General features: G+C 32.9%; 21 protein-coding genes. 20 read left to right on the top strand and 1 reads right to left on the bottom strand.

What is annotated here, in order from left to right; translation table 11 throughout:
• Positions 1-19 precede the first annotated feature (19 nt).
• Positions 20-187: a hypothetical protein gene (locus KA883_RS01840; protein ID WP_157947928.1), complete on the top strand. Its 168-nt coding sequence runs from the start codon at positions 20-22 to the stop codon at positions 185-187.
• Positions 188-271: 84 nt separating this feature from the next.
• Here the strand turns inward: KA883_RS01840 and KA883_RS01835 are convergent, their stop codons facing one another.
• A complete protein-coding gene (locus tag KA883_RS01835; RefSeq protein ID WP_046208103.1) occupies positions 272-1,270 on the bottom strand; it encodes an LLM class flavin-dependent oxidoreductase in 999 nt (332 codons plus the stop codon).
• Between the two features lie 287 nt (positions 1,271-1,557).
• Between KA883_RS01835 and sal the strand changes: the two genes are divergently transcribed.
• From sal to pxpA, 19 genes are all read left to right on the top strand, one after another.
• Positions 1,558-3,189: a Sal family ABC-F type ribosomal protection protein gene (sal, locus tag KA883_RS01830; protein ID WP_080937834.1), complete on the top strand. Its 1,632-nt coding sequence runs from the start codon at positions 1,558-1,560 to the stop codon at positions 3,187-3,189.
• A 60-nt stretch (positions 3,190-3,249) separates the two neighbouring features.
• On the top strand, positions 3,250-4,392 hold the full coding sequence (locus tag KA883_RS01825) for a cysteine desulfurase family protein (RefSeq protein ID WP_046208104.1): 1,143 nt from the start codon (positions 3,250-3,252) through the stop codon (positions 4,390-4,392).
• On the top strand, positions 4,393-5,505 hold the full coding sequence (gene mnmA, locus KA883_RS01820; protein ID WP_046208105.1) for a tRNA 2-thiouridine(34) synthase MnmA: 1,113 nt from the start codon (positions 4,393-4,395) through the stop codon (positions 5,503-5,505).
• A 185-nt stretch (positions 5,506-5,690) separates the two neighbouring features.
• Positions 5,691-6,377, top strand: a complete 687-nt coding sequence (locus KA883_RS01815) for a tetratricopeptide repeat protein (protein WP_336606217.1) — start codon at positions 5,691-5,693, stop codon at positions 6,375-6,377.
• A 4-nt stretch (positions 6,378-6,381) separates the two neighbouring features.
• Positions 6,382-8,769: an SF1B family DNA helicase RecD2 gene (gene recD2, locus KA883_RS01810; protein WP_046208107.1), complete on the top strand. Its 2,388-nt coding sequence runs from the start codon at positions 6,382-6,384 to the stop codon at positions 8,767-8,769.
• Between the two features lie 299 nt (positions 8,770-9,068).
• On the top strand, positions 9,069-11,699 hold the full coding sequence (gene alaS, locus KA883_RS01805; RefSeq protein WP_210139831.1) for an alanine--tRNA ligase: 2,631 nt from the start codon (positions 9,069-9,071) through the stop codon (positions 11,697-11,699).
• A gap of 67 nt (positions 11,700-11,766) precedes the next feature.
• Entirely contained in the window at positions 11,767-12,027 is a 261-nt protein-coding gene (locus KA883_RS01800) for an IreB family regulatory phosphoprotein (RefSeq protein WP_046208109.1), read from the top strand.
• Positions 12,028-12,030: 3 nt separating this feature from the next.
• A complete protein-coding gene (ruvX, locus tag KA883_RS01795; protein ID WP_019469412.1) occupies positions 12,031-12,459 on the top strand; it encodes a Holliday junction resolvase RuvX in 429 nt (142 codons plus the stop codon).
• Between the two features lie 16 nt (positions 12,460-12,475).
• On the top strand, positions 12,476-12,802 hold the full coding sequence (locus tag KA883_RS01790) for a DUF1292 domain-containing protein (RefSeq protein WP_046208110.1): 327 nt from the start codon (positions 12,476-12,478) through the stop codon (positions 12,800-12,802).
• Positions 12,803-13,571: 769 nt separating this feature from the next.
• Positions 13,572-14,213, top strand: coding sequence for an O-methyltransferase (locus KA883_RS01785; RefSeq protein ID WP_046208111.1), 642 nt, complete (start codon positions 13,572-13,574; stop codon positions 14,211-14,213).
• Positions 14,210-15,133: a peptidase U32 family protein gene (locus tag KA883_RS01780; protein ID WP_046208112.1), complete on the top strand. Its 924-nt coding sequence runs from the start codon at positions 14,210-14,212 to the stop codon at positions 15,131-15,133. Before KA883_RS01785 ends, KA883_RS01780 begins: the two co-directional genes overlap by 4 nt.
• 14 nt (positions 15,134-15,147) lie before the next feature.
• Positions 15,148-16,416 carry a peptidase U32 family protein gene (locus KA883_RS01775; RefSeq protein WP_046208113.1) on the top strand — a complete coding sequence of 423 codons (1,269 nt, stop codon included), beginning with the start codon at positions 15,148-15,150 and terminating at the stop codon, positions 16,414-16,416.
• On the top strand, positions 16,416-17,039 hold the full coding sequence (gene udk, locus KA883_RS01770) for a uridine kinase (RefSeq protein WP_046208114.1): 624 nt from the start codon (positions 16,416-16,418) through the stop codon (positions 17,037-17,039). The genes KA883_RS01775 and udk overlap by 1 nt, the downstream gene beginning before the upstream one ends.
• A gap of 25 nt (positions 17,040-17,064) precedes the next feature.
• Positions 17,065-17,541, top strand: coding sequence for a transcription elongation factor GreA (greA, locus tag KA883_RS01765; RefSeq protein WP_019469406.1), 477 nt, complete (start codon positions 17,065-17,067; stop codon positions 17,539-17,541).
• 284 nt (positions 17,542-17,825) lie between these two features.
• Positions 17,826-18,557 carry a 5-oxoprolinase subunit PxpB gene (pxpB, locus tag KA883_RS01760; RefSeq protein WP_046208115.1) on the top strand — a complete coding sequence of 244 codons (732 nt, stop codon included), beginning with the start codon at positions 17,826-17,828 and terminating at the stop codon, positions 18,555-18,557.
• Positions 18,547-19,554 carry a 5-oxoprolinase subunit C family protein gene (locus KA883_RS01755; RefSeq protein WP_046208116.1) on the top strand — a complete coding sequence of 336 codons (1,008 nt, stop codon included), beginning with the start codon at positions 18,547-18,549 and terminating at the stop codon, positions 19,552-19,554. The genes pxpB and KA883_RS01755 overlap by 11 nt, the downstream gene beginning before the upstream one ends.
• Positions 19,554-19,988 (top strand): acetyl-CoA carboxylase biotin carboxyl carrier protein, encoded by a 435-nt coding sequence (locus tag KA883_RS01750; protein ID WP_046208117.1) that lies wholly within the window; start codon positions 19,554-19,556, stop codon positions 19,986-19,988. The genes KA883_RS01755 and KA883_RS01750 overlap by 1 nt, the downstream gene beginning before the upstream one ends.
• Before the next feature lie 20 nt (positions 19,989-20,008).
• A complete protein-coding gene (locus tag KA883_RS01745) occupies positions 20,009-21,367 on the top strand; it encodes an acetyl-CoA carboxylase biotin carboxylase subunit (protein ID WP_046208118.1) in 1,359 nt (452 codons plus the stop codon).
• Complete coding sequence (gene pxpA, locus KA883_RS01740) at positions 21,367-22,125, top strand: 5-oxoprolinase subunit PxpA (RefSeq protein ID WP_046208119.1); 759 nt, start codon at positions 21,367-21,369, stop codon at positions 22,123-22,125. Before KA883_RS01745 ends, pxpA begins: the two co-directional genes overlap by 1 nt.

The raw sequence follows: 22,125 nt of genomic DNA, 5'->3' as shown, positions 1-22,125 counted from the left end.
CTAAAAAGGTGGTTTTATTATGTCTGATTTCTTGAATAAAGCAAAAGAAACTGCAAAAAATGTTTCTGATAAATTAAAAGATACGGATAACGAAAAAGCAAAGCAAGCATCTGAACAAATCGATAATTTCACTGGTGGCAGTGACGATAAAAAAGATGACAAAGATAAAAAAGACGACAAAAAATAAAATTGTCTTTAAAGTTTAAGTTTATTCGCTTAAATATAGAAAAGCCCAGGTTTCTAACTAGAAACTGGGCTTTTCTATATTTAATTAAAAAGTTGAAATAATATTTTTAAGTTTACGATACGATTCAAGTTGTGCTTCTTGATCATAGATGTAACTAATTGCCATTAATTCATCTATTTCACCATATTCATCAATAAATGATTGTAATTTTTGTTTAACCGTTTCTTCAGAACCGATGAGTGAACTTTGCATACGTTGTTTGGCAATTTCATATTCAGTAGGCGTGAGTAGTCCCTTTAAATCGTCAGTTGGTGGTTGTACAGGTTGCATTCTTCCTCTAGTAATGCTTACCATTACCTGAGCCTGTGTTGTTGCCAGATATTCTGCTTGTGTATCTGTATCAGCAACGATGGCATTTAAGCAAACAATCACATATGGCTTGCTTAATACCTCTGAAGGTTCAAATAGTTCTTTATAAATTTCAATTGCTTCTTTCATTTGTTGTGGTGCAAAATGACCTGCAAAGACATAAGGTAATCCTTTGCGTGCAGCCAAGTGTGCAGAATCAGTTGAAGAACCCAATATATAAAGAGGTACATTTTTACCAACGGCTGGATATGCACGGACATACGTTTGTTGATTACCTGGACCAAAATAAGTTGCAAGTTGTTCTACTTCTTCAGGGAATTCATAAACGCCATTGTGTTGATCTCTACGTAACGCACTTGCAGTCATCATATCAGTACCTGGCGCACGCCCTAAACCTAAATCAACGCGATCTGGAAATACAGTTTCCATTGTCCCAAATTGTTCTGCAACAATGAGAGGTGCATGATTAGGTAACATGATGCCACCAGAGCCTACCCTTATTTTAGAAGTATGTTCTAATGTATGTTGTATTAATAACGCAGTGGCTGAACTGACAAGGTTAGGTGCGTTATGATGTTCTGCAATCCAATATCTTTCATAATCCAGTTCTTCTAAATTTTGTGCTAATTTAACCATATCACTAATTGCATCTTGGTCGGATTGACCTTCTCTAATTGGAACTAGATTAAGTGCAGATAATTTAATATCGCTCATTTCACTATGTCCTCCTTAAATATATTAATATATTGCAGTATAACAGTCTAAATAAAACTTGCGTAAGAAATTGCTCACTGTTATACTATATGAAATTAAAAAGTTAGGTGGCCTTATTAAGACAATGAATAAATCTCATGAAAACAAACAATATCAATTATTTAATCAAAAAAGTAATATATGGGATAAGACCATGTCTTAATGCAAAATCATCACTCAAGTACCTAACATAAATAATGTTCGGATTGTTAAGGCATGTCGTATCCCTTAAGAAAGAGGGAATTGGTATGTCTTTTTATTTTGTTCAAAAACCATTTGAAAAATTTGGTAAAAATTTAATTAACTCTGTAGAAATTCAAATTGATAAAGGCGAACATATTGCAATGATAGGTAACAATGGCGTAGGCAAAACGACTTTGTTAGAAGCGATAAAATCGAAATATAAAGATGAAACTTATTTAATGTACCAAAATATGTTAGCTTATGAACACTTAACAGGGTTAGATTATGTAATGGAAATAAACCCCGAAATATTGCAGATAAAGCAAAAACTTGAAGACAATTATGAATATATTGCAGACTATAGTGCATTAAATGGTTACGAATTTGAACAGAGTATTATTACGCAAGCGAATCAAATGAATTTAACAGAAAAAGATTTAGAAAAACAAATTCAAGATTTAAGTGGTGGTCAACAAACACGACTGGCGTTATTAAAAGCATTCATGTCAAACAAACCACTGATCTTACTGGATGAACCCACGAATCATTTAGATTTAGAAATGTTGGAACAACTGATTAGAAAAATTCAAAAATCAAAACGTACGATTGTTTATGTATCACACCAGCGTGATTTTATCGATCAAACAGCGACTCATGTCATTGAAGTAACATCTGAAAAAACGAATAAATATAATGGTAATTATTCCAAGTACCGTGAAATTAAAGATTTAACGTTACAAACACAACAAAATATGTACGAAAAGCAACAAAAAGAAATAGCAGAACTTAATCGCACGATACAACGAATCCAAACATGGCATCATTCAGCACGACAAAAAGCAAGTGTTCGTAGCCCTATTGAGCAGAAGAAGCTTAGTAAGTTAGCTCAAAAGGCTAAAGTAAAAGAAAAACAAATGACCGAAAAATTAAATGAGAAGACCATAAACCAGCCAGATAACGAACAAAAACATTATCATTTTAATCATGAAGCCCAATTACGTAAGCGTTTTTTAATTCATTTTGATGACTTCAATGTTGTTATAAGTGAACATCATGTATTTGAACATGCGCATTTCGAAATGAAACAAAAAGAAAACGTATTAATAACGGGACCAAATGGAAGCGGAAAATCTCTTTTAATTGCGATTATCAGACAAAAGATATTTGCTAATCAAGGACATTTAAAAATCACACCTTCACTAAAAATTGGATATTTCGATCAGACGAACAAAAATTTGAATGAAGCAGAATCTCCACTGATGATGCTATTAAGTACGAATAAAATATCAAGAAGCGAAGCGCAAACTATATTAGCTTCATTTGGTTTTAAAGAGGAAAAAATTAATGCACCAATTGGTCAATTATCTATGGGAGAGAAAAGTAGATTTCAATTTGTACTGCTATATTGCTCTGGTGCCAATTTATTAATTTTAGATGAGCCAACTAATTATTTTGATATTTCAACACAGGACTTAATTTTAAATATGATAAAAAGTTTTAACGGTCAAGTATTAGTTGTGAGCCATGATGAGTATTTTCAAGCTAGGTTTAAAGCGACACACTGGGAAATTAGAAATAAAAAATTATATAACTTAACCCAAAATAAAAAGACAAAATCAAATGTAAACGAAACATTAACATTGTTAGATGAATATGAAATGATAGATGAAAATGGTCATTTTGAAACAGACAACTAGAAAAATTAATTAGATGGTGCTATCATTGGAACATTGATAAATTTGTAAGGAGTGTCAAACATGGAAGTATATGCAGATTATGCTGCTACAACGCCTGTTAAACAACAAGTAATAGATAAAATGATGGAAATCTATACAACACATTACGGTAATCCGTCTTCTATACATAGTATAGGTAGAGATGCACGTAAATATTTAGATGAGTCTCGTCGTTTTGTAGCTAAACAACTCAATGCGAAGCCTAGTGAAGTAATTTTTACTAGTGGCGCAACAGAATCTAATAATACAGCGATTAAAGGTATTGCGTATGCAAACCAAGATAAGGGTAAGCATATTATAACAACTAAAATAGAACATCATTCTGTACTCCATGTTTTTGAACAATTAGCAAAAGAAGGTTTTGATGTAACATACCTTGATGTAGATGAAGAAGGTCTGATATCGTTAGAACAATTGAAAAGTGCAATGACTGATGAGACAATCCTTGTTTCAATCATGTTTGTTAATAACGAAATTGGCACAGTGCAACCAATGTACGATATTGATGAAATTGTTAGTCATTCAAATGCTTTATTTCACGTAGATGCTGTACAAGCTATAGGGCACTTAGACATAGATTTTCATGAATTTGATATCGATGCAATGAGTATTACGGCACATAAATTTGGTGGACCAAAGGGTGTCGGTGTATTACTAATAAAATCAGGTACAAACATTAAGTTTCCACAATTAGGTGGAGAACAAGAAGTGAAAAGAAGAGCAGGTACAGAAAACGTACCTCAAATTGTCGGATTGGCTGAAGCTTTAAAACTAGCAAACCAATATAGAGATGAAAACAATGTCCATTTGATGAATTTAAAAAACCAATTTCTTGTATCTTTACAAGAACGTTCAGTGCCTTTTGAATTAAATGGTTCAATGACTGATACTACTGGTCATATTGTTAATTTGTATTTTCCATTTATTGATGTGGAAACTATGTTAACATTGTTAGATTTAGCTAATATATATGTAGCTTCTGGTTCAGCATGTACTGCAGGTTCTACATCACCTTCACATGTTTTAGTAGCAATGTATGATGACGATACAAGAGCGAATCATTCTGTGCGATTTAGTTTTAATGAACAAACGACCGAACAAGAAATTAAATATTTAGTTACCGAAATTCACAAAATTTATCATAAATTCAAGGAGGAAGTTTAGTTGTCAAATAAAGATACACGTGTTGTAGTAGGCATGTCAGGTGGCGTAGACAGTTCCGTAACAGCACATATATTAAAAGAGCAAGGTTATGATGTCATTGGTATTTTTATGAAAAATTGGGATGATACGGATGAAAATGGTGTTTGTACAGCTACAGAAGATTATAATGATGTTATAGCTGTATGTAATCAAATAGGTATACCATATTATGCAGTTAATTTTGAAAAAGAATATTGGGATAAAGTGTTTACTTATTTCTTAGATGAATATAAAAAAGGCCGTACACCAAATCCTGATGTGATGTGTAATAAAGAGATTAAATTCAAAGCATTTTTAGAGCATGCGCTTAAGTTAGGTGCAGATTATGTAGCAACTGGACATTATGCTCGTGTACGACGTCATGAAGATGGACATGTTGAAATGTTGAGGGGCGTTGACAATAATAAAGATCAAACTTATTTCTTAAATCAATTATCACAATCACAATTATCTAGAGTAATGTTCCCAATTGGCGATATTGATAAAAAAGAAGTGCGTAGAATTGCAGAAGCACAAGATTTAGCTACAGCTAAGAAAAAAGATTCAACTGGTATTTGTTTTATCGGTGAACGTAACTTCAAAACATTTTTATCTCAATATCTACCCGCACAGTCAGGTGAAATGAAAACTTTAACTGGTAAGAAAATAGGTACACATGCAGGATTAATGTACTATACTATCGGTCAACGTCACGGTCTAGGTATAGGTGGAGATGGAGACCCTTGGTTTGTAGTAGGCAAAAATTTAAATGATAATGTCTTATATGTAGAACAAGGTTTTCATCATGAAGCGCTTTACAGTGACTATTTGATTGCTTCAGATATTTCATTTGTTAACCCTGTTGATTTAGAAAATGGATTTGAATGTACAGCGAAATTTAGATATCGTCAAAAAGATACTAAAGTTTTTGTTCAAAAAGAGCATGATAATGCAATTCGAGTAACATTTGACGAACCTGTTCGCGCAATTACGCCAGGTCAATCAGTCGTTTTATATGATGGCGATGTTTGTCTAGGTGGCGCTACTATAGATGATGTATATAAAACATCAGGTCAATTAAGTTATGTTGTTTAAACAAATTAATTAAATGCTTCGTAATGATTAAAATAGCAAAATGACATTGCTATATTGTTAATTAAATATAAAGTTTCATAGTTTAATCGTATTTTGAGGAGTAAGCATACAATATCAAATTTTAAATTTTTGATTTGTGACTTACTCCTTTTTACTGTTTTTTCATTCTTAAATGTTATAATAAGATGTTGAGAGAGAGGGATAGCATGAATCAAGAACAAATTTATACATTGATTAAACAAGGTAATTTTGAGCAAGCTTTAACAGCATTATTCGAAAATATAGAAGCAAACCCGAATGAAGTAGAAAATTATATCAATGCAGGTATATTAATCGCTGAAGCGGGTGAAATAGATAAAGCGGAAAAGTTTTTCCAAAAAGCACTAACCATTGACCCAAAAAATGGGGCTGTTTATTACAATTTAGCTAATGTTTATTATAATGAAGGGCGATATAAAGAAGCGGTTAAATTATACCAACAAGCATTACAATATAAAGTTGACGAAATCGACACCAATTATATGATAGGTATGTCGTTTAACCAGTTAGAAGCATTTACAGAAGCACTTCCCTTTTTAATGACTGCTGCTGAAAAAGATAATCGTAAGGATGTAGAGGTACAATTTCAATATGGATTGGTATTATGTCACTTAGAAATGTACGAACAGGCTGTTTCACAATTACAGTATGTAGTCTCATTAGATGACAAACATACAGACGCTTTATATAACTTAGGTCTAGCAACTTATATGTTAACAGAGGATACTGAATGTGCTATCGAATATTTTGAACGTGCAGTTGCTATCAACCCAGAACATTTGATGAGTCAACATGCCATCAAAACGTTTAAATCCATCGCAGAGGAGGAGTAATTAAATGGACAACCCTACATTATTCAATAATTCAATGATTAAAGGTACTGTAGATGCTATCTTGTTTCAAAACAAAGACAATTTTTATACTGTTTTAAAAGTAGATACGATAGAATCTAATGAAGATTTTGATTCTATGCCTACAGTTGTAGGGTTCTTTCCAGAAATTGCTGAAGGCGATGTTTATACTTTTAAAGGTCAAGTCGTTTCACATCCTAAATATGGTAAACAGTTAAAAGCTGAAACGTTTGAAAAAGAGCTGCCTCAAACCAAAGAGGCTATTATTAGCTATTTATCTAGTGATTTATTTAAAGGAATAGGTAAAAAAACAGCTCAAAATATTGTGAATACACTTGGAGAAAATGCTATTTCAGACATTTTAAATGACCCATCTGTTTTAGAAAAAGTACCTAGTTTACCTGGGAAAAAACAAAAGCAAATTGCTGAACAAATTGCGAGTAATCAAGAAACAGAACAAATTATTATTCGATTACATGATTTAGGATTTGGGCCTAAACTCGCTATGGCAATATATCAGGTTTATTTAGGTGATACACTTAATATTGTAGAAAATAAACCCTATCAATTAGTTTACGACGTGAAAGGAATCGGTTTTAACAAAGCGGATACTTTAGCACAAAATGTGGGTATTCAATTTAATGATGATGAGCGTTTAAAAGCGGGTTTATTATATGTATTAGAAGAAGAATGTATTAAGCAAGGGCATACATACTTACCAACACAAAATGTATTAGAAATGACACAAGATATGTTATCACAATCACCAAATGAAGTGATTGAACTTCAACAATTAGAAAATATGATTCAAATCTTAGTTGAAGATACCAAATTAGTAAAACAGGAACACGAATTAGCAATTCCTAGTTTATACTATTCGGAACTTAAAAGTGTTCAAAACTTATATCGTAATTACACCTATACGAATAAATTAAAAGAAATTGAGCAGTCTGAATTATTATTAGAAATTGGTGAAATCGAACAACGCAATCAAGTCACTTATGCTAATTCCCAAAGAGATGCGCTACAGACTGCAATCAATAGTAAAGTTATGCTGCTAACTGGCGGGCCAGGAACAGGAAAAACTACTGTGATTAAAGGTATTGTCGAATTATATGCAGAAATACATGGTTTATCCTTAGATTATGATGATTATCAAAACGATGATTACCCAGTTGTATTAGCAGCACCTACAGGTAGAGCTTCAAAACGATTGGCTGAATCTACAGGGTTGGAAGCTATGACTATACATCGATTGATAGGTTGGAATCAAGACACACAGCCAGAAGATATTTTAGATAATGAGATTTCAGCTAAACTAATCATTATTGATGAAATGTCAATGGTCGACACCTGGCTGTTTCATCAATTTCTTAGCGCGGTACCTATTCATGCCCAAGTGATATTAGTAGGTGATGAAGATCAGTTGCCTTCCGTAGGCCCAGGACAAGTGTTTAAAGATCTCATTGATTCTAAAGTTATACCTAGAGTGAATCTGACTGAAGTTTACCGACAACAAGATGGATCTAGTATCATAGAATTGGCGCATAGAATGAAATTGGGAGAACCGATTGATATCACACAAAGATTTCATGATCGTAACTTTATTAATTGTTCAACTGAACAAATACCTTCAGTTGTTGAAAAGGTTGTTTCAAGTGCTGTTAAAAAAGGTTATGATATGAGTGATATACAAGTATTAGCCCCTATGTATAAAGGTTCTGCAGGTATAAAAAAATTAAATGCTGTATTGCAAACAATCTTAAACCCTAAAGAAAAGGATACGCGTGAAATTGAATTCGGTGATGTTGTCTTTAGAAAAGGGGATAAGGTGCTACAGCTAGTAAATAGGCCGAGTGATAATATATTTAATGGCGATATTGGTGTGATTGTTGGCATATTTTGGGCAAAAGAAAATGCCTTAAATAAAGATGTATTGGTCGTTGATTTTGACGGAAATGAAATTACTTTTGTAAGACAAGATTTGTTAGAATTAACACATGCATATTGTACGTCTATTCACAAATCACAAGGTTCTGAATTTCCAATTGTAATTATGCCTATGGTTAAGCAATATTTTAGAATGTTACAAAAACCTATATTATATACAGGATTAACAAGAGCTAAGCAATCACTAGTATTTCTGGGTGATCCACAAGCTTTTGAAATCGGTTTAAATACACATGGTCAAGTGAGAATGACTCAGCTCTGTTCATTCTTAAAAACGTATTTTAATAATGATGATCGTAAAGATGAGGTTGCAGTTGAAGATACGTTTGATGCCACGACTATTTTAACAGAAGAAAATATATATAAAATTAACCCTATGATTAATATGGGAGATATTTCGCCATATGATTTTGTTGAACATTGACAACGTAGGTTAAAGTAAATACAATATAATTGATTGTGCATAAAGATGAGTAAATTATGGTAGTCGACAAGAGATGTACTGGCTGGTGAAAAGTACAGATAGCATAGTTGAAAGCTACTTTATGTTAAATAATAAATATACTTATTTTAAGTGATAAGCGGAATTATTAATTATGATTAATGCTTATAACTAGGGTGGTACCGCGAAACGTTCGTCCCTTTTGATAGGATGGACGTTTTTTATTTTCATTTTTATCAAATAACTGATATAACTTGAGTTGAGATGGAGGAATTTTAAGTATGAAAAACTTAAAAGCAAGTGAAATTAGACAGAATTTTATTGATTACTTTGTTGAACAAGGACATATGGTTGAACCTTCTGCACCTTTAGTACCTATAGATGATGATTCTTTACTATGGATTAACTCTGGTGTTGCGACATTGAAAAAATATTTTGATGGCAGAGAAACACCGAAAAAGCCTCGTATTGTCAATTCTCAAAAAGCCATAAGAACAAATGATATTGAGAATGTTGGCTTTACAGCTAGACATCATACTTTTTTTGAAATGTTAGGTAACTTTTCAATTGGTGATTATTTCAAAAAAGAAGCCATTGAATTTGCTTGGACATTTTTAACGAATGAAAAATGGATGGCTATGGATCCAAAACGATTGTATGTAACCATACATCCTGAGGATACAGAAGCTTATAAAATATGGAATGAAGACATAGGCTTAGAAGAGAGTAGGATTATTCGTATAGAAGGTAATTTCTGGGATATCGGTGAGGGACCATCAGGCCCTAATACAGAGATATTCTATGATCGAGAGGATCAATTTGGACAAGATGATCCTGCTGAAGAAATGTATCCAGGCGGTGAAAATGAAAGATTTTTAGAAGTTTGGAATTTAGTATTTAGTGAATTTAATCATAATAAAGACCATACGTACACACCATTACCAAATAAAAATATTGATACTGGAATGGGTCTCGAAAGAATGGCATCTATCGCACAAAATGTTCGTACAAACTACGAAACGGATTTGTTCATGCCTATCATTAATGAAGTTGAAAATGTTTCGGGTAAAAAATATCTTGAAACAGATTCTTATGATGTCGCATTTAAAGTTATCGCTGACCATATTCGCACAATTTCATTTGCAATTGCTGATGGCGCGTTACCTGCAAATGAAGGAAGAGGTTATGTGCTACGCAGACTTTTACGTCGTGCTGTAAGATTTAGCCAATCCTTAGACATTAATGAGCCGTTTATGTATAAATTAGTTGATATTGTTGCAGATATAATGGAACCATACTATCCAAACGTTAAAGAAAAATCAGATTTCATCAAACGTGTGATTAAATCTGAAGAAGAACGTTTCCATGAAACATTAGAAGAAGGCCTAGCGATATTAAATAATTTAATTACAAAAGCAAAGTCGACGACAAATGAAATTAGTGGTAAAGATGCATTTAAATTATATGACACATATGGTTTTCCAGTTGAACTTACTGAAGAAATTGCAACTCAAGAAAATCTTGCCGTTGATATGAATACTTTTGAAGAAGAAATGCAAAAACAACGTGACAGAGCTAGACAAGCACGTCAAAACTCACAATCTATGCAAGTACAAAGTGACATATTAAAAAAAATAACAACAGATAGTCAATTTGTAGGTTATGATGTCATGGACCAAAAAACGATTATTACGGACATCATATATAATGGTGAATTAGTAAATGAAGCTGAAGCAGGAGAAACTATTTACTTTATTTTAAAAGAAACACCATTTTATGCAGTGAGTGGTGGACAAGTTGCAGACGAAGGTACTATAAGTAATGAACAGTTCGAAATCAATGTTACTGAAGTTACCAAAGCGCCCAATGGACAAAACTTACACAAAGGTGAAATTCAATTTGGCACTGTTAAAAAGAATGACGAAGTGTTTGCTAGTGTAAACCACATTGAACGTAGAGATATTAAAAAGAATCACAGCGCTACACATTTATTACATGCAGCATTAAAAGAAGTGCTAGGAGACCATGTCAATCAAGCAGGCTCACTTGTTGAAGCAGAGAGATTAAGATTTGATTTCACGCACTTTGGACCTTTAAATCAAGCAGAAATTGATCAAGTTGAACGAAGAGTTAATGAAGAAATTTGGAATAGTATAGATGTGGATATTCAAGAAATGCCTATTGCTGAAGCTAAAAAGTTAGGCGCGATGGCATTGTTTGGTGAAAAGTATGGTGAGGTTGTTCGAGTAGTGAATATGTCTCCTTTCTCTATTGAATTATGTGGAGGTATCCATGTTAATAATACTTCTGAAATAGGTTTGTTTAAAATAGTAAGTGAATCAGGTACTGGTGCTGGTGTGAGACGTATAGAAGCATTTACCGGAAAATCAGCATTCCTATATTTAGAAACAATTCAAGAACAATTTAATGCAGTGAAAGCACAAATTAAAGTGAAATCAGATGATCAAGTTTTGGATAAAGTCATCCAAATGCAAGCGGATGAAAAAGAATTAACTAAACAACTTGAGCAAAAAAATAAAGAAATCACTACACTAAAAATGGGTGATATTACAAATCAAGTGGAACAAATTAATGGATTTAAAGTCCTTGCAACTGAGGTTGAAGTCGCAAATGCAAAAGCGATTCGTGAGACAATGGATGACTTTAAATCTAAATTGCAAGATGCTATTATAATTTTAATTAGTAATATAGATGGTAAAGTGTCATTAGTAGCAACAGTGCCAAAAGCTTTAACAGACAGTGTAAAAGCTGGTGATATTATTAAAAACATGGCACCTATTGTAGGTGGTAAAGGTGGTGGCCGTCCAGACATGGCTCAAGGTGGAGGCACTCAACCTGAAAACATAACAGAATCATTACGTTTCATTAAAGATTACATTAAATCTCTATAAGTTCTAACTATTGTCATGTAGAATTAACAATAAGTACTTTTTACTCGATATGAAGGAGTGTTACAAAATGGAAAACTTTGATAAAACAATGAAATTTAATTATGATGAAATTCCAAAAGAAGATGTCAAAACAGTACTTCAAAATGTCTATAACACATTGAAAGAACGTGGCTATAATCCTGTTAATCAAATCGTTGGTTACTTATTATCAGGAGATCCTGCGTATATTCCACGTAATAATGAAGCTAGAAACCAAATTCGTCGTATTGATCGTGACGATATCATGGAAGAATTAGTTTCAAATTATTTACAAGAGAATTCAAAGTAATTAATGCTAAAACATAAAATTTTAGGTTTAGATGTAGGAAGTAAAACTGTTGGCATTGCTATAAGTGATCTCATGGGTTGGACAGCCCAGGGATTAGATACACTCCATATAAACGAAGATAAGAATGAACTAGGTATAGACAGACTAGTAACAATCATAGAGAAAGAAAAAGTTGGTACTGTTGTCATTGGTTTGCCAAAGAATATGAATAATTCTATTGGATTTCGAGGCGAAGCTTCGTTACAATACAAGGAGCAACTTCAAGAAGCATTGCCATCTGTAGAGATAATCATGTGGGATGAGCGTTTAAGTACCATGGCTGCAGAACGTTCTTTACTTGAAGCAGATGTTTCTAGACAAAAACGAAAAAAAGTAATAGATAAAATGGCTGCAGTATTTATATTACAAGGCTATTTAGATTCTATACAATAAAAAGGAGCGTTTTATAATGACTGAACACAACCATGAATCTGAATTAGAAATTAATAATCAAGAGGAACTATTAACTTTATATGATGAAGATGGAAACGAAGTACTTTACCGTAAAGTATTAGAATTTTTCCATCCTGAATTTAAAAAAGAATATGTGATTCTTGCTGAAGAAGGTGCAGAATCAGATGATGATGATTTAATCGAATTAGTACCAATGATTAATGAGCCTGATGAAGATGGTGAAGGCGGAAAATTCTTACCGGTTGAAACAGATGAAGAATGGGATATGATTGAAGAAGTCGTTAACACTGAAATGGACGATCATGATCATAACCATGAATAACCTCTAATCTGAACAACTCAAATAATTTGCACCACTAATTAAAACGTGAACGTGGACGACACATTGATTTAATAATGTTTATGTTTTTCTTTGGTGACAAAGCTTGTTAGTCAAATCTTGTACAATCGTTAAGGGATAAAATATGAGATACAAAGTGCTTATTTCAAATTATTAAGCCGAGACTTAAAAGTCTCAACTCAGACTGTCAACAAAGTTTCCAGCTTTGTTGACAGTCTTTTTGTGTTTGAATTCTACTGACGCTAATTTACTCTGTCTCTACCGGCTTTTATTTTATTACAGATGCCAGTTTAGTTTTCATATTCGAATAAGTCGAAGAAAAATATCGATTTAATAATGTCAAACTATTTTTAGATTCTGTTGTTTTAAAAAAAGTATCGTTTATTTTGAACATTTTTAATATCAAATCAAAAAGAAATTTTTCAAAAATACACACAAATGTAGCTTATCGTAACTGAGACTTTTAAGTCCCAATTTTTATATTTAAGAATAAAAGTACTCAATCAGCTACAGTTATATTAACTAGTTAATTATCACAATTTACACTTATAAAATATATGGGTTTGTGGTAAAATATATAAAGTTAAATTTTAAATTTATGAGATATTTTCAAAGAATTATATAAAGTAGTTCGAAAATAACAACTTATAGACGTCATTATTAACCATAATACAATCAGTCACGATTATTGGCTGATTTATTTTATTTGTCAAAAATGCTTTGAAATATCTACATTGAAGGAAGTTTTAAAATGGAAAATAATCAATCATATTTATTAGAATTGCACAAAGAGAATGATATTGCTATTGAACAACTTAGACCGTATGCGTTGGAACACCATGTTCCAATCGTTGATAGACTAACATTAGATATGATTAAACAACTGATCAGAATACATAAACCCAAGCGCATTTTAGAAATAGGTACAGCGATTGGTTATAGCAGTATGCAATTTGCTTCTGTTTCTGATGAAATAAAAGTGGTTACCATCGAGCGTGATGATGATATGCAATTAAAAGCCAAAGAAAATTTTGCGAAATTTGGATTTGAAACTCAAATTGAGTTAATTGAAAAGGATGCGTTAGAAGCTTTAGAAAATATCAAACATGAATCTTTTGATATGATATTTATTGATGCTGCAAAGGCACAATCAAAAAAGTTTTTTTCTTTGTACGCCCCTTTATTGAATGAAGGTGGGATAATAGTTACAGATAACGTTTTGTATCATGGTTTTGTTTCTGATATTTCCGAAGTGAGAAGTAGAAATGTTAGACAAATGGTAAAAAAAGTACAAGAATATAATGAATGGCTTATGGCTCAACCTCATTTCACAACTAATTTCCTTAATATGGATGATGGTCTAGCTATTTCGATTAAAGGAGAATCAAAATGACAGAATTATTAGTAACACCAAAATCTGTTAAACATATTGAGACACTAATTGAAAAAGGTGCAGATGCTTTTGTAATTGGTGAGCAAAGATTCGGCTTAAGATTAGCAGGAGAATTTAAAAGAGAAGCATTGATAGAAGCAGTGGAATTAATACATAATCATGGTAAAAAAGCCTACGTAGCAGTAAATGGTATTTTTCACAATTATCATTTAAATGCACTAAAATCATATATAGATTTTTTACACGAAGTAAGCGTTGACCGCATCATATTTGGCGATCCAGCAGTAGTTATGTATGTGAATGAACAACCAAATCCGATTCCATTAAATTGGGATGCAGAAGCACTAGTCACAAATTATTTCCAGTGTAACTATTGGGGGAAAAAAGGTGCACAACGTGCGCAATTAGCTAGAGAATTAAGTTTAGATGAAATATTAAATATAAAACAAAATGCAGATGTAGAGATTGAAGTACAAGTACATGGTATGACTTGCATGTTTCAATCAAAACGTATGTTATTAGGTAACTATTTTACTTTCCAAGAAAGACAAATGAAAATTCAACGAAATAAAGAAGCGAATGAGTTGCTTTTATATGATGAAGAACGGGATAACAAATATCCTGTTTTTGAAGATTATAATGGAACGCATATAATGTCACCTAATGATATTTGTTTGATCGAAGAGTTAGATCAGCTTTTAGCAGCCAATATTGATGCATTCAAAATCGATGGTGTATTACAAACTGAAGAATATATCAATGTATGTACAGAGCAATATAGAGAAGCGATTGATTTGTTCAAAGAAGATCCTGAAACCTATGATGATGAAAAATTTATGCTTGTAGATCCGATTGAGGCCATTCAGCCTGAGCACCGTCCGTTTGATGAAGGATTCTTGTATAAACAAACAGTCTATTAAAGGAGGTTTAAGTAATGGAATTATTAGAAAAAGTTGAAAATCATACTAATAATAAGATTAAAAAACCTGAACTACTTGCACCAGCAGGTAATTTAGAAAAACTCAAAATAGCAGTACATTATGGTGCTGATGCTGTATTTTTAGGTGGACAAGCATATGGTTTAAGATCAAATGCAGATAATTTTACGATGGAAGAAATAAACGAAGGTGTGACATTCGCTCAGCAATATGGGGCGAAAATTTACGTTACGACTAATATTATTGCTCATGATGAAAATATTGAAGGATTGGACGAGTATTTAAAAAATATTGAGTCAGCAGGCGCCACTGGAATTATTGTTGCAGATCCACTTATTATTGAAACCTGCAAGCGTGTAGCGCCGAACTTAGAAATTCATTTATCAACACAACAATCTCTTTCGAATTATAAAGCTGTAGAATTTTGGAAAAATGAAGGTCTAGATCGTGTAGTATTAGCACGTGAAACTGGTGCTATGGAAATGAAGGAAATGAAAGACAAAGTAGATATTGAAATTGAATCATTTATACATGGTGCGATGTGTATTGCGTATTCTGGTAGATGTACATTAAGTAATCACATGACTGCTCGAGACTCTAACAGAGGCGGTTGTTGTCAAAGTTGTAGATGGGATTATGATCTGTTGGAAGTTGATGAAGATGGTGAATTAGATTTATATTATGACGAAAATGCAGTGACTCCATTTGCAATGAGTCCAAAAGATTTGAAACTTATTGAATCAATCCCTAAAATGATGGATATTGGTGTGGATTCACTTAAAGTTGAAGGACGCATGAAATCAATACACTATATTGCAACTGTAGTGTCTGTATATCGCAAAGTCATCGATGCTTATGCAGAAGATCCTGATAACTTTAAAATTAAGCCAGAATGGTTAACTGAGCTGGAAAAATGTGCTAATAGAGATACTGCTTCTGCATTTATTGAAGGCACACCTGGATATGAGGAACAAATGTTTGGGCAACAAAATAAAAAGAACTCAGCTTATGATTTTTGTGGATTGGTTCTGGCTTATGATGAAACAACTAAGCTTGCTACGATTCAACAGCGGAACAAATTTGAACCTGGGGACGAAATAGAGTTTTTTGGTCCTGAAATCGATACATTTAGACAAGTTGTTGACACTATCTATGATGAAGAAGGTAACCAACTTGATGCTGCACGACATCCATTGCAAATCGTGCAAATTAAAGTTGATCATCCAATTTATACCAACAACATGATGAGAAAGGAAATTGGATAATGAAACGTACGACTATTATTGGAATCGCTGGTGGTTCGGGTTCGGGTAAAACCTCAGTGACAAATGAAATAATGAAAAATTTAGAAGGCCATAGTGTTGCATTATTGGCACAAGACTATTATTATAAGGACCAATCGCATTTAAGTTTCGAAGAACGTTTAGAGACCAATTATGATCATCCTTTTGCTTTTGATAATGACTTATTAATAGAAAATTTAAACGATTTGAGAAATGGCAAACAAATCGAAGTACCAACATATGATTATACAAATCACACTAGAAGTGAAGAAACGATTGCATTTAAACCAAAAGATGTTATTATCGTAGAAGGCATATTTGCGCTTGAAAATAAAACGTTAAGAGATTTAATGGATGTCAAGATTTATGTTGATACAGATGCAGATTTACGAATTTTACGTCGCTTACTTCGTGATACAGAAGAAAGAGGACGAACAATGGATTCTGTAATAAGTCAATATCTAAATGTAGTTCGACCAATGCATAATCAATTTATAGAACCCACAAAAAGATATGCAGATATTATCATTCCAGAAGGTGGAAGTAATAAAGTTGCGATCGATATAATGACGACGAAAATTCAGACTTTAGTAAGTAAACAATAGTATTATAGTAAAGGAAGATGACAATATGGAAAACCAAAAACAATATCCTATGACGCAAGAAGGTTTCGAAAAACTAGAAAATGAACTTGAAGAGTTAAAAACGGTTAAGAGACCAGAAGTCGTAGAAAAAATAAAAGTAGCACGTTCATTCGGAGACTTATCTGAGAACTCTGAGTATGATGCTGCGAAAGATGAACAAGGATTTATCGAACAAGATATACAAAGAATTGAGCATATGCTACGTAATGCCCTAATAATCGAAGATACTGGTGATAACAACCAAGTACAAATTGGTAAAACTGTAACTTTTGTAGAATTACCTGGTGAAGACGAAGAGGAATACCAAATTGTTGGATCAGCTGAATCTGATGCATTTAATGGTAAAATTTCAAATGAATCACCAATGGCAAAAAGTTTAATCGGTAAAAAATTAAACGAAGAAGTTCGTGTTCCACTACCAAATGGTGCAGAAATTAATGTCAAAATTGTAAATATCAAATAATATCAAAATCCCCTTAACACTTATTGTTAGGGGGATTTTACACTTTATAAATAAAAACATATACTTATCTTCAACTATTTGATAAATTTATATCATTGATACAATAATTGAAATATTGAGATAATTTTGGATTAATTTGTATTTAACAATAGTAGTTTATTATCGACAATTATAACTATTTTTAATTAAACATAGTCTGACAGTTAATGATACAATTATAATGTTGTACACATATTAATGTTTGAATCATAGTTTAATGTATAAAATACAAAGGGGGAAATGTGTTGGAATATAAATTGATCAATGAAGAGACAATTATGATTTACTTTGAACAACAAATCAATCCTTCGACATTTAAGGAAGTTCAAAAAGTTGAAAATTATATTAAAGATCAACAACATAAAGCAATTATTGAAGTGATACCTTCTTATCGGGCAATTATGCTACATATAGATATTACAAAACAAAGTTTAGCGGAAGTAGTTAAAGCGCTGAATCTAGAACAATTAAATCAACTGGATTTTGATGAAAATAATAATGAAGTAAAAATAATTAGTTTACCAGTTCTTTATGGTGGTGATTATGGTCCAGATATTCAAGAAGTAGCTACACATCATCAATTATCAATAGAGGACGTCATTAATTTACATACAGAAAATCGATATTTAATTTATATGCTTGGATTTATGCCAGGCTTTCCGTTTTTAGGTGGTTTAAATCCAGAGCTGGCTACACCTAGAAGAGAAGAACCAAGAACGAGCATTCCAGCGGGTTCTGTAGGTATTGCGAATAATCAAACAGGTTTATATCCAAAACAATCTCCAGGTGGTTGGCAAATCATCGGACGTACACCAATTACTGTATTTGATATTTCAAAAACACCTATGTGTTTATATGAATCTGGTGACTATATAAAATTCTATCCTATCGATGAATCAACGTTCGAACAGATTATAGAAGAACAGCAAAGTGAATTTGATATTAAGAAATGGGTGAAAATTCAATATGAGTATTAAAATTATTAATCCAGGGTTATTTAGTACGATTCAAGATTTAGGAAGAATCGGCTATCAAGACCAAGGATTTTCTACTGCAGGTGTTTTAGATCGGTACGCTTATCGAACTGGACAAGCACTCATTGGCAATGAAGGGCCAGCAATTGAATGTACAATAATTGGCCCAACAATTGAATTCTTAGAAGACAATGCTTTTGTATTAATAGGTGCTGAGTTCAAAGCAACTGTTAACGAAGCAATTATTGATGAATCTACTGTAATAGCAGTAAAAAAAGGTGACGTTTTGAAAGTTGGACAGGTCACTAAAGGGGCTAGAGGGTACTTATTATTTGGTAAACCTTTGACAATTCATAAAGTAGCAAATAGTTATTCTACACACACACGAAGTCAAATTGGTGGTTTTAAAGGGCGCGCATTAAAATCTGGTGATGTAATTGAGTGCGAAAACGATTATCCATATGCACAAAATCTTGGATTGAGTGTACCAAAAGATGTTGGTGAAGTTGAAGAAAAACCTATTCAAATCATCAAAGGGCCTCAATTTGATAGCTTTAGCGAAGAGGCACAACAAAAACTAGTAGCTAATGAATTTAAAATATCAGAAAAGTCAGACCGTATGGGATATCGGTTACAAGGTGAAGCGATTTCACCAAACACATCGGCTGACATAATATCAGAGCCTGTTGCCTTAGGCAGTATACAAGTGCCAAATGATGGCAATCCTATCATTTTATTAAATGATAAACAAACAGTAGGCGGTTATACAAAAATAGCAACTGTTTGCGCATCTGATTTACATAAATTAGCTCAAATGCAACCTAATGATACGATTCGTTTTGAATGGACGACAATCGAAGAAGCAGTTAAAAAATTAGAGCAACAAGAAGAAGCGTTTAAAAATACAATCAATAATATTAAAGAGCAACCAATTTTTGATATTTCACAATTGAGAAATACATCTACTCGTATTAATCATTTATTGAAAGGGGAATTATAATGAATTTTGAAAAAGTAGAACAATTAATAAAGATGGTAAAAGATAACGGGGTTAAAAAATTTAATTATAAAGATTATGAAAATGAAATCACTATAGATTTTACCGATAATACATCTGCATCAACTGCGCAACAACAATTAGTTTCAAATAATGAATCAAGTTTAAATGAACAAAGTGCATCAAATGAAGAACAATCCGATCAAGTTGTCAAATCACCAATGGTTGGAACATTTTATTTACAAGACGAGAAGGAATTAACAAATCCTCTTATTCATGAAGGTGATGAAATTAAAAAAGGAGATACCATTGGTTATATAGAAGCGATGAAAGTCATGAATGAAGTAAAAAGTGATGTGAGTGGAGTAGTCGACACAATACATGTCAATCACGGCGCAAATGTTGAGTATGATCAAACGATTATAACTGTGAAATAAGTATAAAGGGGGTATTTGAGTTGTATCGTTGTTTAATTGCAAATAGAGGAGAAATTGCTGTAAGAATCATCCGCGCTTGTAGAGAAATGGATATTGAAACTGTAGCTATCTATGCTTTAGGGGATGAGTCTAGCCTACATGTCAGCTTAGCTGATCAAGCGATATGTATTGGTGAAGCCAATGCATTAGATAGCTATTTAAACCAAGATAGAATTATTAGTGCAGCAAAAATTAGTGGTGCAAATGCAATTCACCCAGGATATGGTTTTTTATCAGAAAGTACTTCATTCGCTAAAAATGTTGAAGAAAACGGTATTTATTTTATAGGGCCAACTGATCAAACTATGGAGATGATGGGTGATAAAATAACAGCACGACAAACTGTAGACCAAGCTAATGTGCCTATCATACCAGGTTCTACTTCTGCTGTAGAGTCAATCGAAGAAGTTAAGGAAATTGCGCAAGATATTGGTTATCCACTTGTATTAAAAGCTGCCAGTGGTGGTGGCGGCAAAGGGATAAGGATTGTCAAAAAAGAAGAATCTTTAGAAAAGTCATTTAAAGAAGCCAAAAGTGAGGGGCAAAAATATTTTAATGATGATCGCGTATATGTGGAAGCGTTTATCCCAGTAGCTAAACATGTAGAAGTTCAGGTGTTAGGAGACGGTAAAGAAAATTACATACACTTAGGTGAACGTGATTGCTCAGTTCAGAGAAAAAATCAAAAATTAATTGAAGAATCGCCTTGTGCTGCATTATCTGAACATATGAGAACATCTATGTGTAATGATGCTGTGAAAGTAGCAAGAGCATCTGGTTATAGAAGTGCAGGTACTATCGAATATTTAGTGACAGAAGATGCTTATTACTTCATAGAGATGAATGCGCGTATCCAAGTAGAACATACAGTAACTGAAATGAGATCAAATCGTGATTTACTACACGCACAGCTCTATTTAATGAAACACGGTACATTACCGTTCAATCAAGACGAAGTGATATTTGATGGTCATGTCATTGAAGCAAGAATCAACGCAGAAAATCCTCAGAAAGGATTTCAGCCTTCACCAGGTAAAGTAAAAGCATTACATTTGCCTCAAGGCTTTAACGTCCGTATCGACAGTTTACTTTATCATGGCTATACGGTATCGCCAAATTACGATTCACTTGTAGCTAAAGTGATTGTAAAAGCACCAAATAGAGATTCAGCAATAAAAAAATTAAAAGTAACATTGGATGAAATGGTAATCGATGGCTTTACTACGACAGCTGATTTCTTATATGCTGTTTTATCGTATCCGCAATATGCTAATGGTGATGCAAAAGATGTAGATATTAAATTCTTAGATAGACATCAAATAATTAAGGAGGAATCATGATGAAAGTTGATTTAAACTGTGATTTAGGCGAAGCTTTTGGAAATTATTCATTCGGTGGAGACAATCAAATTATTCCGCTAATTACTTCAGCTAATATTGCATGTGGTTTTCATGCTGGTGACCAACATGTCATGAATCAAACGGTGGAATTAGCTAAAGCAAATGGTGTTGGTATAGGTGCTCATCCTGGCCTCCCAGATTTACAAGGATTTGGACGTAGAAATATGGACTTGTCACCCAAAGAAATTTATGATATCGTCATTTACCAGCTCGGTGCATTAAGCGGATTCTGTAATGTTCACCAAGTTAAAATAAATCACGTGAAACCACATGGAGCACTTTATCAAATGGGGGCGCGTGATAAAGCAATTGCTCATGCGATTGCACAAGCTGTATATGATTTTGATAAATCATTAATTTATGTTGGATTATCAAATACACTACTTGTTACAGAGGCGCAAGCTGTTGGTTTAACTACTGCTGCCGAAGTGTTTGCAGATAGACGCTATGAAGATGATGGTCAATTAGTTAGTCGTAAAGAAAGTGATGCATTGATCACTGACACTGAAGAAGCTATTGAACAAGTTGTCAAAATGGTTAAGTCACAAAAAGTCGTTACGAAAAATAACAAGGAAATTGATATTCAAGCAGATACAATTTGTGTTCATGGAGATGGTGAACACGCACTAGAATTTGTTACAAAAATAAGAGACAGATTATCGAAAGAAGGCGTTTCTATATCTAAGCTGGGAGGCTAA

This window comes from Staphylococcus sp. GDY8P54P (genome assembly GCF_017892645.1).
Classification (GTDB): Bacteria; Bacillota; Bacilli; order Staphylococcales; family Staphylococcaceae; genus Staphylococcus; species Staphylococcus ureilyticus.
This window is presented reverse-complemented; position numbering and strand designations above follow the sequence as displayed.